Genomic DNA, 13765 nt, shown 5'->3' on the forward strand with positions numbered 1-13765 from the left:
CCCTACGGAGCCGGCGCCGGTTCGACCAGCACCTCGTACTGGTCCACATCGACCAGCACCTGCTTGAGGAACATCACGACCGCGTTGTTGTAGACGTCGCGATTGGCCTTCTTGGCGAAGCCGTGGCCTTCGTCCTTGGCCATCAGGTACCAGACCGTGCCGCCGTTGTTCGCGCGGATGGTCTTGACCATCTGCTCGGCCTCGCTGCGCGGCACGCGCGGATCGTTGGCACCCTGCACGATGAACATCGGCCGGGTGATGCGCGCAGCGTTCGTGAGCGGCGAAATCGACTCGAGGAAGCTGCGCATTTCGGGGTCGCTCTCGTCGCCATATTCGGCGCGCCGCAGATCGCGCCGATAGTCCTGCGTGTTGCTCAGAAAGCTCACGAAGTTGCTGATGCCGACGATATCGATGCCACCGCGCAGGCGATCGTTGAAATGCGTCATCGAGGCCAGCGTCATGTAGCCACCGTAGGAACCGCCCATGACCGCGACGCGGCGCGCATCGAGCTCGGGCTGCCGGGCGATCCAGTCGAGCAGCGCGCCGATGTCGCGCACCGAATCCTCGCGCTTGCAGCCGTTGTCGAGCTCCAGATAACGCTTGCCGTAGCCCGACGAGCCGCGCACGTTCGGCACCAGCACGCTGATGCCGAGCTCGCGCGCGTAGAACTCGATCAGCGGGTTGAAGGTCGGCAGCGCCTGCGCCTCCGGCCCGCCGTGAATCTGGATCAGCACCGGGCGCGGGCCTTCGCCGACACCGCGGTAGTAGAAGGCCGGAACGCGCAGATCGTCGAAGCTGTTGAAGTGCACGAGCTCGGGTTCGATGAAGCGGCTCGCGTCGAGTCCGCCGGTTTCGCTGCGCGTCCAGCGCTTGAGCGCCTTGCTGCCGATCTCGAACGAGAACACGTCGGTCGGGCTGCGCGCGCTGTTGAAGCTGAAAGCCAGCTGCCTGCCCTTGGGATCGAAGCTCAGGCCGTGAACCACGCCGATCGGCAGCTTCGGCACCGGCACGAGCTTGCCGGTCTTGAGGTTCATCACGCGCAATTCGCTGATGCCATCGGCGTTGACGATGTAGGCGAGGTAGCTGCCGCGACGCGAAATCTCGAGGCCTTCGACGTCCCACTCGATCTTGTCGGTCAGCACGCGCGCAGCGTTGCCGTCGAGCTTCTCGTAGCGCAGGCGCTGGAAATCCGAGGCCTCGTCGGACACCGTGTAGACGCCGCGGCCATCGCGCGAAAAGCGGGCGTTGGTGAAGCTCACGGGCTCGGCGGTCTCGTGGAAGCGCGTGAGCGCCGGCAGGCCTTCTTCGTCGATCTTGCCGAGATCGGCGATGTAGAGCTCGCTCTGGTTGATCGAGATGTAGTGCAGCAGCAACAGGCGCCGGTCGTCCGGCGAGAAGTCGAGCGGAGCCCAGGCGCCTTCGCGCTGGCTCACACGCTGCAGGGGCCTGCCGTCGAGATGGCCGATGACGACGTCGGTGTCGCGACCGTTGCGGCGCGTGGTCGAGTAGGCGAACACATCGCCCTTGTTCGACCACAGCACGTCGGTGTTGCGCGAACGTCCGTCGCTGACGAGCCTGTAGTCGCCGGTCGCCAGGTCGAAGTTGTATATCTGGTAGAACTCGTCGCCGCCGCTGTCCTTGGTGAACAGGAAGCTGCGCCCGTCCGGCGCCGGCACGGCCGACGACACCGGCTCGGCGAAGAAAGTGAGCTGCGAGCGCATGCCTTCCGGCTTGGCGACGCGATGCACCTGCGCGGTGTCGCCGAAGCGCGTGCTGATCAGCAGGCCGTCTTCGGCGCGGCCGAGCCAGCCGGCGAGCACGGCCGAGCGCGTCTGCTGATAGCGATAGGTGCGATCGGCGATTTCGTCGGGCACCGGCGGCAGGTCTTCGAGCACCAGGTTGCCGCGCTCGATGCGCTCCACTGCGTCATGCGCATCCTTTGCCGCGAAAGCCGGCACCGCGACGAATGCACTCGTCAGGCCCAGCAGCAGCCCCCAAATCCCTTTGCTCATCGCACCCGCCCCCGGCGCTACGAACCTTCGCCCGAGCTGTGCGCTTGGGCGAAGGTTCCATTTGTGTGTTTGCTACTTCACCCGCACGAGCATTCCGCTGATGCCATTGGACTCGAGCTGGGCCAGCGTGTCGCGAGCCTTGGCTTCGTCCTTCACCGGACCGACGCGCACGCGGTAGTAGGTGTCGCGATTGTCGATCGTCACTTTCTCGATGCGCGATTCCACGCCGATCAGCGCGAGCGCGGCCTTCTGGCGCTCGGCTTCAGCCTCGGACTTGTACGAGGCCACCTGGATGATGAAGGTGTCGCTGCCGGGCTGCGCCTTCACGGCGCCCGGCGCGTTCGCGGCGGTGCTCGAACCGGGCGTCGCGGCGTTCGCGGGCGGAGGCGCCGCGCCCGGCCGCGTCTTGCCGTCGGCCTGGCTCGGAACCAGCACTTCCTGGCTCGGCAGCAGTTCATAGAACGTGAAGCGCGACTTTTCCTTCGGCGGCACCGCGATCTTGTCGTCCTTGTCGGCCGGCTTTTCGGCCTGCGACTTCGCCCTGGCCTTGGCTGCGGCGGCCTTGCGATCAGCGATGTCCTCGATCTCGTTGGGCTTGAAGCGCTTGCCGTTGACGAGCTCCGACGCGGTTTCCGGATCGCCCACGTCGAGCGAGGCGGAGGTTCCGCGCAGCGGCGTTTCGGTGGGCCGCGAGATGTAGACGAACACCGCGATCGCCAGCCCCACCGACAGTCCGACGAAGGCCCAGACCCAGCCCGGCAGGCCGCCACCGCCGGACGGCTTGCCGCGCGAGGACTTCCTGTTGCGCGCAGCGTAGTCGCGCGAGGCCATTTACATCTGCTCCGGGGCGCTCACGCCGAGCAGGGCGAGGCCGTTCTGCAGCACCTGCCGCGTCGCCGCCACGAGCGCGAGGCGCGCCTGCGTGAGCTTCGCGTCGTCGACGAGGAAGCGGATGCGCTGGCCCGAAGCATCGATCGCGTTGTAATAGCTGTGCAGCAGGTCGGCCAGATCGCGCAGGTAGAAGGCGATGGCGTGCGGAGCCGATTGCTCGGCGGCATTGGTGACGGTTTCGGGGAACTTGGCGAGATGCGTCAGCAGCTCCTTTTCAGGCGCTTCGGTCAGCAGCGACAGGTGCGCGCTGCTTGCGGCCACATCGAAGGCCACGCCGCGCTCGGCGGCCTGGCGGAACACCGAGCAGATGCGCGCATGCGCGTACTGGATGTAATAGACCGGGTTCTCGTCGGACTTGGACTTGGCGAGGTCGATGTCGAAGGTCAGCTGCGAGTCCGCTTTGCGCGCGATCAGGAAGTAACGCGTCGCATCGCGGCCCACTTCATCGATCAGATCACGCAGCGTCACGTAGCTGCCCGCGCGCTTGGAGATCTTCACCTCTTCGCCGCCGCGCATGACCGTGACCATCTGGTGCAGCACATAGTCCGGCCAGCCCTTCGGAATGCCGACATTCAATGCCTGCAGGCCGGCCCGCACGCGCGTGATGGTGCTGTGATGATCGGCGCCCTGCTCGTTGACCACGCGCTTGTAGCCACGATTCCACTTGACGTGGTGATAGGCGACGTCGGGCACGAAGTAGGTGTAACCGCCTTCGGTCTTGCGCATGACGCGGTCCTTGTCGTCACCGAAGTCGGTCGTGCGCAGCCACAGCGCGCCACCTTCCTCGAAGGTGTGACCGCTCGCGATCAGCGCCTTGACGGTCTCTTCGACCTTGCCCTCGCTGTAGAGCGAAGATTCGAGGTAATAGACGTCGAACTTGACGTCGAACGCCTTCAAGTCGGCGTCCTGCTCGCGGCGCAGATAGGCGACCGCGAAATCGCGAATCGCATCGACGTCGTCCGCGTCGGCCTTGCCCTTCACCTCGCGATCGTCGGCGGTGACGGTTTCGCCGTTCATGTAGGCGCGCGCGACGTCGGCGATGTACTGGCCGCGATAGCCGTCGGCCGGCCAGCCTGCGTCGTCGGGCGTCAGGCCCTTCACGCGTGCGAGCACCGAAGCCGCGAGATTGCTGATCTGCGCGCCCGCGTCGTTGTAGTAGAACTCGCGCGTGACCTCGTAGCCGACCGCCTCGTAGAGCCGCGCGAGCACGTCGCCGACCGCCGCGCCGCGGCCGTGGCCGACGTGCAGCGGGCCGGTCGGGTTGGCCGAGACGAACTCGACCATGAGCTTGCCGCGGCTCGCGCCCTCGCTGCGGCCGTACGCCGCGCCGGCCGCGATGATGTCGCTGACGATGGCCTGGAAGGCATCGGCCGCCAGCGTGAAGTTGATGAAGCCCGGCCCGGCGATCTCGACCTTGGCGACGCGGCTGGATGGCGGCAGCGCCTTGATCAGAGCCTCGGCGACGGCCCGCGGCGGCTTGCCGAGCGGCTTGGCGAGCAGCATCGCGAGGTTGCTCGCGAAATCGCCGTGCCGGGCGTCCTTGGTCGCCTCGATCTGGAAGGTCGAGGGCAGGGCAGCCTGAGACTGCGCTTCGGCCAGCACGGTCGTCGCCGCCTGGCTCATGAGGGACTGCAAATGGGCTTTCATCGGAAGAAACGGTCGGAACACACGACCCGGGAGTCGCAAGGGCACCAGTTTACCCGCCGCCCGGCACAGTCGCGAAAGCAAGCAATACCCTCTCCCTCCGGGAGGAGGGTTAGGGTGAGGGATTCGCCGTGATGGCCAAGCTTCGCTCCTGCGGACGGTCCCTCACCCGATGGGAGAGAGATGCACAAGCCGCTCCCTTGAAAGTCCCCTAGGATGCCGGGATGATTCCTCCGATCCTCATCATCGGCTGCGGCGACATCGGCCAGCGCGTCGGCGCCCGGCTGCTCGCCGACGGCCAGGCCGTGCGCGGGCAGGTGCGCAGCGAGACCAGTGCGGCGGCGCTCACGGCGGCCGGCATCGAACCCTTGCAGCGCGATCTCGACGAACCCGCCATCGACGACGGCGCCGATCAGGTCTACTGGTTCGCCCCGCCGCCGGCGAGCGGCGCCGGCGACCCGCGCCTGCGCGGCTGGCTCGCGGCGAACCGGCCCCGGCGCATCGTCTACATCAGCACCAGCGGCGTCTATGGCGACTGCGAGGGCCGCTGGATCGACGAGCGCGAGCCGCTCAAGCCGCAGAGCGATCGCGGCCGCCGTCGGCTCGATGCCGAACGCGCGCTCGCCGAACACGCGGCCGCGCACGGCACCGAAACCGTGATCCTGCGCGTGCCCGGAATCTACGGCCCCGGCCGCCTGCCGATCGCGCGCCTGCAAGCCGGCCACGCGGTGATCGACGAGCGCGAAAGCCCGCCGACCAACCGCATCCACGCCGACGATCTCGCGAGCGTCGCGGTCGCCGCAATGCGGCGCGGCGTGTCGGGCGCGGCCTACAACGTCAGCGACGGCTCGCCGACGACGATGACCGACTACTTCTGCCGCTGCGCCGCCCTGCTGGGCCTGCCCGAGCCCCGGCGCGTGAGTCTCGAAGAGGCTAACCGCACGTTCACACCGGCCATGCTTTCTTTCCTCGAGGAATCCAAGCGGCTCGTCACCGATCGCATGCGCCGCGAACTCGGCGTGACACCGCGTTATCCTGACCTGGCGACTGGTCTTCCGAGCTGTCTCTAGCCCGTCGCGCACACTTCCATCGCTCAAGAAAAAGGAGTCACTCGCATGAGCCTGGCGGCAGAATTCAAGAAGTTCGCAATGCGCGGCAACGTCATCGACCTCGCGGTCGGTGTGGTGATCGGCGCGGCCTTCGGCAAGATCGTGTCCTCGCTCGTCGCGGACGTGGTGATGCCTCCCCTGGGACTTCTGATCGGCAACGTGAACTTCTCCGACCTGGGCATCACGCTCCGGGAGGCCGTCGGCGATTCGCCCGCGGTGGTGCTGGCTTACGGCAAGTTCGTGCAGAACGTGTTCGACTTCCTGATCGTCGCGGCCGCCATCTTCGCGCTCGTGAAGGGCATCAACGCGCTCAAGCAGCCCGAGCCGCCGCCGCCCGAGGCCACGCCGGCCCCGCCCGAGACGCCGCCCGACGTGAAGCTGCTCGCCGAAATCCGCGACCTCCTCAAGGCTCAGCAGCACCCGCCGGCCTGAGCCGAGCAGCGCCGCTGTGGACCGCGACCCTCGCGTCTACTTCGCGGCCGAACGCACGCTGCTGGCCTGGATCCGGACCGGCATCGCGATCATCGGCCTGGGCTTCGTCGTCGCCCGCTTCGGTTTGTTCCTGCGCCTGCTCGGCGGTGCCACCGTGCAGGCGCAGCACTCCCACGGAGCCTCCTTGCTACTCGGCGTCGCGCTGACGCTCGCTGGCGCGCTCGCGATCTTCGCGGCGCTGCTGCAGCATCGGCAGTTCACGGCGACACTGCCGCCGCATGATCTGCCGGCCCGATACCAGCGCTCGGTCGCGTCGCTGCTCGCGCTGGTGCTCGGCTGCCTGGGCGTGGGACTCGCCATTTACCTGCTGCTCGACAGCCCACATGGAGCGGCGTTGATGCAGACGACCAGCCCTGCTGGCGGAATAGGTAATTTCCCCTAGCGCAGGCTTGGGCTAGACTTCGCCCCGTTTGCCTGCTGAACGCCGCGTGAGCGATTGCCGCAGCGCAAAACCACTAATTCAAAATTGGTCGAAGGGGAGCGTCTTAAATGCCGGTCAAAATCGCCGTGCTGAAGGAAACCCGCCCGAACGAGCGCCGCGTGGCCCTGGTGCCGGTCGTTGCGGACAAGCTCGCGAAGCTGGGCGCGGAGCTGCACATGCAGTCGGGAGCGGGCACCGCGGTGAAACTCGCCGACGCCGCCTACAAGAACGTGACGTTCGCCGCCAACCCGCAGGGTCTGGTTTCCGACGCCGACATCGTGCTGTCGGTGCAGCCGCCTTCGCTCGAAGTCATCAATGCAATGAAGGAAGGCAGCATCCTGCTGTCCTTCGTCTACGCGCACAAGGAAGTCGAAATCACCAAGGCGCTGCGCGACCGCAAGATCACGGCCTTCGCGATGGAACTGGTTCCGCGCATCACGCGCGCGCAGGCGATGGACGCGCTGTCCTCGCAGGCCGCGCTGGCTGGCTACTACGGCGTGCTGCTGGGCTCGATCAACATCGCCCGCATGATGCCGATGACGACCTTCGCGACGGGCTCGATCCGTCCAGGCACGATCCTGGTCATGGGCGCCGGCGTCGCCGGCCTGTCCGCCATCGCCACCGCGCGCCGCATCGGCGCCAAGGTCGAAGGCTACGACGTGCGTCCGGAAGTGAAGGAGCAGGTCGAATCGCTCGGCGCCAAGTTCATCGACACCGGTGTCGACGCGCGCGGCACCGGCGGTTATGCGCGTGAGCTCACGCAGGAAGAGAAGGACAAGATCGCGTCCGTCGTCACCAAGCATATCCAGGCGGCCGACATCATCATCACCACGGCCTCGATTCCGGGCCGTCCGTCGCCCAAGCTCATCACCAAGGCGCAGATCGACGGCATGAAGTCGGGCTCGGTGATCATCGACCTCGCGTCCGAAGGCGGCGGCAACACCGAAGCCACGGTGCCGGGCGAAACTGTGCAGGTCGGCCAGACGACCATCGTCGGTCCGCTCAACGTGCCTTCGCTGCTCGGCGAGCACGCCTCGGAGCTCTACGCGAAGAACCAGTACAACCTGATCGAGCTGTTCCTGAAGGACAAGGCGATCAGCATCGACTGGAACGACGAGGTGCTCGCCAAGAGCTGCCTCACGCACGCGGGCGAAATCAAGAACGAAGCCGCTGCCAAAGCGGTTGCCGGCTAATAAAGCTAAGGGGAGCGCGTCATGCTGACCGGTTTCATTGCGCTGTACATCTTCATGCTCGCAGCCTTCACGGGCTACGAGATCATCGGCCGCGTGCCGTCGATCCTGCACACGCCGCTGATGTCGGGTTCGAACTTCGTGCACGGCATCGTCGTGGTCGGCGCGCTGTACGCGCTGCTCAACGCCACCTCCGTCACCGAGCAGGTGATCGGTTTCGTCGGCGTGCTGCTCGGCGCGGGTAACGCGGCCGGCGGCTACGTGGTGACCGAGCGCATGCTGCAGATGTTCAAGTCGTCGGACAAGAAGAAGGCCTGATCGACATGAACGCTCTTTCCACGGCAACTCTGATCATCGACGCGGCGTTCCTCGCGGCGGCGTTTCTCTTCATCTACGGCCTCAAGCGCATGTCCTCGCCGGTCACGGCGGCTTCGGGCATTCGCGTCGCCGGTCTCGGCATGCTCGTCGCGGTGCTCGCGAGCTTCCTCTACGTGTTCGGCGTCTCCGAAGCGGCCAAGCCGCATCTGACCGTCAACGTCATCCTCGGTGCGGTCGCGCTCGTGCTGGGCCTCGGTTGGGCCTGGACCAGTGGCAAGAAGGTCGAAATGACCGCAATGCCGCAGATGGTCGCGCTCTACAACGGCATGGGCGGTGGCGCGGCAGCGGCGATCGGTGCGGTGGAGCTGTTCCGCACGAGCGCGGAGCACAGCACGATTCCGCTGGTCGTCACCATCATCGGCTCGCTGATCGGCGCGATCTCGCTGTCGGGTTCGCTGATCGCCTGGGCCAAGCTCGATGGCCGCGTGAACGGCACCTGGCGCTTCACGGGCCTGCAGCTCATGAACGGCACGGTGTTCTTCGCCACGCTCGCGCTGGGCCTGTACATCGCGCTCATCGCGCACGGCCACGCGCCGGTCTGGATGACCGCCGCGTTCTTCGTGCTCGCGCTGGTCTTCGGCGTGCTCATGACGATGCCGATCGGCGGCGCCGACATGCCCGTCGTGATCTCGCTGTACAACGCCTTCACGGGTCTGGCCGTGGGCTTCGAAGGCTTCGTGCTGCAGAACCCGTCGCTGATGATCGCGGGCATGGTGGTCGGCTCGGCCGGTACGCTGCTGACGCTGCTGATGGCCAAGGCGATGAACCGCTCGGTGAGCAACGTGATCTTCTCGAACTTCGGCGCCGCGGGCGACGAACAGCAGGGCGAGATCAAGGGCTCGATGAAGCCGGTCGATGCGGGCGACGCCGGCATCAACATGCGCTATGCGAGCAAGGTCATCATCGCGCCGGGCTACGGCCTGGCCGTCGCGCAGGCGCAGCACAAGCTGTTCGAGTTCGTGAAGCTCATCCAGGATCAGGGCGTGGAAGTGAAGTTCGCGATCCACCCGGTCGCGGGCCGCATGCCCGGTCACATGAACGTGCTGCTCGCCGAAGCCGGCGTGCCCTACGACATCATCTACGACATGGAAGACATCAACGGCGAGTTCAAGGAAGCCGACGTCGCCATCGTGATCGGCGCCAACGACACCGTGAACCCGGCCGCGCGCATCAACAAGAGCAGCCCGATCTACGGCATGCCGATCCTCAACGTCGACCAGGCCAAGCAGGTCTACGTCGTCAAGCGCGGCCAGGGCAAGGGCTACTCGGGCGTCGAGAACGAGCTGTTCTTCGCCGACAACACCAACATGGTCTACGGCGACGCGCAGAAGGTCATGGTGCAGATGATCCAGGCCGTCAAATCACTGGACGGCGGCGGGCACTGATTCGCCGAAGGGCATCGTGCCGCAAACGAAAAAGCCGCCGAAAGGCGGCTTTTTCGTGGGCCCGGTTCAGCGGCCCATACCCAACGCCTACACGCTTTCGAGCGGTGCGGACGCCACCGGCTCGGCGACGACGGGCCGCGCCGGAACGAAGCTCGACAAGGCGATCGGCGCGATCTGCATGTGCTGATCGTAGAACGCCTTCACCTGGCTGTCGGCTTCCTGGCGGCTGAGCGCATGACGCAGCTGCACCAGACCGGCGAGCACGTTGACGTCGCCATTGCTTCGGCTCAGTTCGGTGGCGTGCACCTTGCTCCAGGTGGTGCCGGCGATGCCGAGCACGGTCTTCCACTTGGCGACGCGCGCCTGCGCGATTGCATCGGCGTGCGCGCGCAGCTGGCTCTTGGTCGGCGAGCCGGGTGCGCGACGCACTTTAGGCGTGTCGTTGAGCAGCGGCTTACGGTTGTTCTTGGGTCTCATGCGGAAATCTCCTGGCTGAGAATGGATCGCGGCCATGCCGCGTACAAATCGGCGGCGCGTCGCATCGCGCCACCACTACGGCTGCCGGCAATCAGACCGGGCGAATCTTGGTGGCCTGCATGCCCTTGGGGCCGCGCGCTTCGACGTATTCGACGCGCTGGCCTTCGGCGAGCGACTTGAAGCCGTCGCCGACGATTTCCTTGAAGTGCGCGAACAGGTCTTCGCCGCCGTTGGCCGGCGTGATGAAGCCGAAGCCCTTGGCGTCGTTGAACCACTTGACGGTGCCGGTGAGGGTATTGCTCATGTGATGTGTTCCTGATGAAGAGAGACGGGCAGACCGCCCGCAGGGCGCAAACGGTCAAGGAACGCATCTGGAATTTCGCGCCGAAGAACCGCCGTGGCGCCAACTAGCTGAATACACTGCCTGATACTTGCGCGGGAGACGGTACGCGCATTTGGCCGGTCTGTCGAACCGATGCCCTGCGATCCAGGCCCGCGCGCCGCGATCCGACGCCAGCACAGGGCCTGCAAATCACCCCGACGAGGTCTTTTCGTGCGTCCGTCGGCGACGGCGGTTTTTACGGTAATCAGCGCGAGGCCAGCGCCACCGCCATGCCGGTGATCTTGCCGAACAGGCCATTCACCTTGCTCAGCTTCTGCTTGGCGAAATGGCCGATCAATCCCGAGCGCAACGCCGCCGTGCCGGCTGCCCTTACAGCCCGTCGTATGCCATCACCGGCACCGCATAGCGGGCGCTGAGTTCGCCATCGTTCTGCTCGAAATCGCGGCGCAGGCCTTCGTGCTCGTTGCGCAGGTAGTCGTACTCGCGCTCGAGGTCGCGCCGGGCCCGCCGTTCGAGCAACTGGGGAGGCGGCGGTGGCGGTTGCGGGTTCTTGCGCATCAGCGCGACGTAATCACGCGCGCGCTGGTCGTCGTCGGCGAGGATGCGGCCGATGTCGTCCAGGCGCGAGCGGCGCTGGTTCAGCGCGGCGAGCAGATCGGCCACATGACGGCCGTCCTGGTAGGCCGGACGGAAGCGGGCATCGAGATCGGCCGGGCAGACATCGCCGTAGCTACCGCCACGGCGGCCGATGTCGTAGCCGTTCGCAGCCGTGCAATAAACGCCGAGCCCCTGCGTGTAGCCGATCTTCCAGCCGGTTTCGTCGGAGCCGATGCCGTGCTCGGCGCAGGCCAGCCGCTCCTCTTCGTAACGCGCGGGCGAGCGACCGTTGACCCCGCTCTGATAGCCGATCTGCTGCCAGTTCGCGGTCTTGCACTGGTCCTTGCTGAGCGGCGCGCAGGCGCCGAGCAGCAGAAGTCCGCATGCGACCAAGCCGCTCCCGATCGACGCCCGCACGGCGGCCCTATCGGCACGTTTCATTCCCCCCGACATCGCCCTTTCCTCTATGCCGCTTCAAGCGGCTCGTTGAATCAATCGAAACGAACCGTCGAAAACAGCGAGTCGAACTGCGCCATCTTCCGAGCCGTGTTTCCGAACCCCTCGATCGTGAAAAACACCACTCCACCCCGCCCGGCCACCAGGTATTGCAGCAGGTAATACTCCTTGAAGAGCCGCTTGCCCTGGCTCGCGGTGGAGTAGATCACGGCGTCGTTCACGTTCGCCGAGGTCAGGGGCTTGATGACTTTGCCGTTCTTCTCGGCCGACGGAACCATGGCTTTCTGGCTCATGTCCTGCGCCATCGACAGCATCGCAGTCGATGTCTGCGAGTCCGGCGAATCCGAGCGTGGTCGCATGCTGCTGACGATCACGTGTTCGCCGTCCGCGCAGTCCATCGAGATCGTTCTTTCATCGGTCTTCGTTTGGCAATTCAGGTCCCAGCGAAGGCGCAGCGGACCAATTCGAGCAAGTCTCGCCTGTGACGAAGCAGCAATGGACTGCATGGCACCCGGCGAATGCAGATCAATGATCCGGCCGTCCGGCAGCTTGGTCGGGCCGACGAGATCGGGCTGCGACTTTCGGGCCTCGATCGCCATGAGCTTGACGGTCTCGAATTCGCCTTGAGCTTCGCGATATCTCGGCTTTGCCAGTATTCGCCTTCGTCGAAAATTTCGAGTGCCGCGAAGGACGGCTCTATCGCGCCGAACAAGTCGATGACGGCAACGTGCACCGTCGGCGGCGCGTACTGGGTCTTGACGAAATCTTCCGCCAGCATCGCGCCGGTGAATTTGAGGTGGATCGGTTCACACCAAGCATCGGGAAAAATCGTCAGTTCGCCACTTGCGCTTTGGTACGCCCATTTCTGCGTTCGGGCGAAAGCGGCGGCCTGGTCGAGGACGTACTTGGGCTCGACTCCTGGCTTGAGCGTTCCCGAGTAATGCACGGTAACGCCGGCAAATGCGGCCGGAGAAACACAGAACAGCAAAATGGCCAGCATGCGCAGCATGTCAGTCGTCCCCGATTTTCAGTTAAACGCGGGGCTCCCAGTCCTCCGCTAGCCGCCAGTCCACTGTTAGTGGCCTTCAGCAAGACTAGAGTGACCCATGCGGCAGCCAACGAACAAGACGCATCCGCCGCTTCGTCGCACGAGCGTCCTACTCTGCGCTAGAGCACCGGGCGCTCGGCACCGCCTTCAAGTCCGCCGAAGACACGCGTTGCAGCGTCAGCTACGAGAGCGGTTTCTTCCGGCCGGTCTTCGAGCAGGGCGCCGATCGGCTCATTCGTCGAGCACCGCAGCCGAATCGAGTTCGATGAAGGCGTTCGCATAGCGCTGCACGAGCGCCTGCGAAACGGTCGGCGCTTGCCAGCCGTCGGTGCCGAGCGTCGACAGCCAGATCGCGAGGCCATAAGCCTGCGAGGCGCGGTAGCGGTTCCAGATCTGCGCCGCGCCGGGCCGCTGCGATGCGGGCAGCTCCAGTGCGTCGCGATACTCGGCGAGCAGGCTTTTCTCGTGTTCGCGTCGATCCGCTTCGGTCAGCGCACCCGCGATGAAATAGCCGACGTCCTGCGACCATTCGCCGCGCCGGACCACCTGCCAGTCGAGAAAGCCGACGCGATCGCCCGGCAGCACGTAGGTGTTGCCGATGTGCGCATCGCCATGCAGCAGGGTCGTCGGACCGCGACCGAGGCTGTCGACGTAGCGGGACCAGAAATCGAGGATGCGTTCGCTGCCGTAGCTCGAAACGGCTCGCGGCAGCAGCCGCGCGGCGCGTTCGAGGCCGATCGGAATGCGCTTGCGCAGGCCCACTTTCCAGCCTTCGCTGGCCTCCCAGGTCTTCACCCAGCCCAGCGCCGGATGCGTTTCGGCGGAAAAATTCCAGTAGCGCGCGTGCAGGCGCGCGAGCCCGCGAACGCCATCGGCGACCTGCTGCGCGCTCATCGGACGCGTGGCGTCGCGCGGATCGGCGTCACGCTGCATGAGGTCTTCCATCACGAGCAAAAAGCCTCCCTGCTCGCGATCGGCGATGGCCTGGTAGACGACCGGATGATCGACCGGCAACGGCGTTGCGGAGGCGAACAGATCGGCCTCGTTGAACAGGTTGCCGTTGCGCAGATGCACCTCTCGATGCGCCGGATCGTTGGATTTCAGGAACAGCGTCCGCGGCCCTCGGCCTGCGGCGTAGCTCAGACCGAGCACGACACGCCGGTTGGTGCCGTCGTCGCGCTTCAGAATCTCCACGCGCTCCACGCGCGCGTCCGGGTGCCGCGCGGCGATCGCCGCGTTGATCCAGGCTGGCGAAATGTCCTCCCAGCTTTGCGGAATGCGGAGCGTCGTCATGGCGGTTCCTGCCGGCATCGCGTTCATGC

The 13765-nt window shown here is 65.8% G+C and carries 14 protein-coding genes; 6 read left to right on the top strand and 8 right to left on the bottom strand.

The genetic code is table 11. The features are described 5' to 3' along the window. Positions 1-2: 2 nt before the first annotated feature. The 3 genes from AC3WUM_RS09620 to argS all read right to left on the bottom strand — a co-directional run bounded on the left by AC3WUM_RS09620 (position 3) and on the right by argS (position 4550). Positions 3-2012, bottom strand: a complete 2010-nt coding sequence (locus tag AC3WUM_RS09620) for a S9 family peptidase (protein ID WP_492410033.1) — start codon at positions 2010-2012, stop codon at positions 3-5. Positions 2013-2084: 72 nt separating this feature from the next. Then, positions 2085-2843 carry an SPOR domain-containing protein gene (locus tag AC3WUM_RS09625; RefSeq protein ID WP_492410034.1) on the bottom strand — a complete coding sequence of 253 codons (759 nt, stop codon included), beginning with the start codon at positions 2841-2843 and terminating at the stop codon, positions 2085-2087. Next, positions 2844-4550 (bottom strand): arginine--tRNA ligase, encoded by a 1707-nt coding sequence (gene argS, locus AC3WUM_RS09630; RefSeq protein ID WP_492410036.1) that lies wholly within the window; start codon positions 4548-4550, stop codon positions 2844-2846. A 221-nt stretch (positions 4551-4771) separates the two neighbouring features. On the opposite strand from argS, the gene AC3WUM_RS09635 reads away from it, so the two are divergent. The 6 genes from AC3WUM_RS09635 (at position 4772) to AC3WUM_RS09660 (ending at position 9522) form a co-directional block, all read left to right on the top strand. Continuing rightward, entirely contained in the window at positions 4772-5617 is an 846-nt protein-coding gene (locus AC3WUM_RS09635; RefSeq protein WP_492410037.1) for an SDR family oxidoreductase, read from the top strand. A gap of 45 nt (positions 5618-5662) precedes the next feature. Then, the gene (gene mscL / locus AC3WUM_RS09640) at positions 5663-6088 is read left to right on the top strand and encodes a large-conductance mechanosensitive channel protein MscL (protein ID WP_492410038.1); all 426 of its coding nucleotides are present in this window, start codon (positions 5663-5665) and stop codon (positions 6086-6088) included. 16 nt (positions 6089-6104) lie between these two features. Continuing rightward, on the top strand, positions 6105-6530 hold the full coding sequence (locus tag AC3WUM_RS09645; protein WP_492410039.1) for a YidH family protein: 426 nt from the start codon (positions 6105-6107) through the stop codon (positions 6528-6530). A 107-nt stretch (positions 6531-6637) separates the two neighbouring features. Beyond that, positions 6638-7762, top strand: coding sequence for an NAD(P) transhydrogenase subunit alpha (locus AC3WUM_RS09650; protein WP_492410041.1), 1125 nt, complete (start codon positions 6638-6640; stop codon positions 7760-7762). A gap of 21 nt (positions 7763-7783) precedes the next feature. Further along, the gene (locus AC3WUM_RS09655) at positions 7784-8077 is read left to right on the top strand and encodes an NAD(P) transhydrogenase subunit alpha part 2 (RefSeq protein WP_007184895.1); all 294 of its coding nucleotides are present in this window, start codon (positions 7784-7786) and stop codon (positions 8075-8077) included. A gap of 5 nt (positions 8078-8082) precedes the next feature. Next, the gene (locus AC3WUM_RS09660) at positions 8083-9522 is read left to right on the top strand and encodes an NAD(P)(+) transhydrogenase (Re/Si-specific) subunit beta (RefSeq protein ID WP_492410042.1); all 1440 of its coding nucleotides are present in this window, start codon (positions 8083-8085) and stop codon (positions 9520-9522) included. 87 nt (positions 9523-9609) lie between these two features. On the opposite strand, the gene AC3WUM_RS09665 is transcribed toward AC3WUM_RS09660, so the two are convergent. The 5 genes from AC3WUM_RS09665 to AC3WUM_RS09685 form a co-directional block, all read right to left on the bottom strand. Then, positions 9610-9999 carry a hypothetical protein gene (locus AC3WUM_RS09665; protein WP_492410043.1) on the bottom strand — a complete coding sequence of 130 codons (390 nt, stop codon included), beginning with the start codon at positions 9997-9999 and terminating at the stop codon, positions 9610-9612. A 91-nt stretch (positions 10000-10090) separates the two neighbouring features. Then, on the bottom strand, positions 10091-10303 hold the full coding sequence (locus tag AC3WUM_RS09670) for a cold-shock protein (protein ID WP_492410044.1): 213 nt from the start codon (positions 10301-10303) through the stop codon (positions 10091-10093). Positions 10304-10711: 408 nt separating this feature from the next. Beyond that, complete coding sequence (locus tag AC3WUM_RS09675) at positions 10712-11332, bottom strand: DUF2799 domain-containing protein (protein ID WP_492410045.1); 621 nt, start codon at positions 11330-11332, stop codon at positions 10712-10714. A gap of 496 nt (positions 11333-11828) precedes the next feature. Beyond that, positions 11829-12404 carry a hypothetical protein gene (locus AC3WUM_RS09680; protein WP_492410046.1) on the bottom strand — a complete coding sequence of 192 codons (576 nt, stop codon included), beginning with the start codon at positions 12402-12404 and terminating at the stop codon, positions 11829-11831. Between the two features lie 270 nt (positions 12405-12674). Beyond that, positions 12675-13736, bottom strand: coding sequence for a phosphotransferase (locus tag AC3WUM_RS09685; RefSeq protein ID WP_492410047.1), 1062 nt, complete (start codon positions 13734-13736; stop codon positions 12675-12677). Positions 13737-13765 lie beyond the last annotated feature (29 nt).

This window comes from Hydrocarboniphaga sp. FW305-C-57 (genome assembly GCF_058783045.1).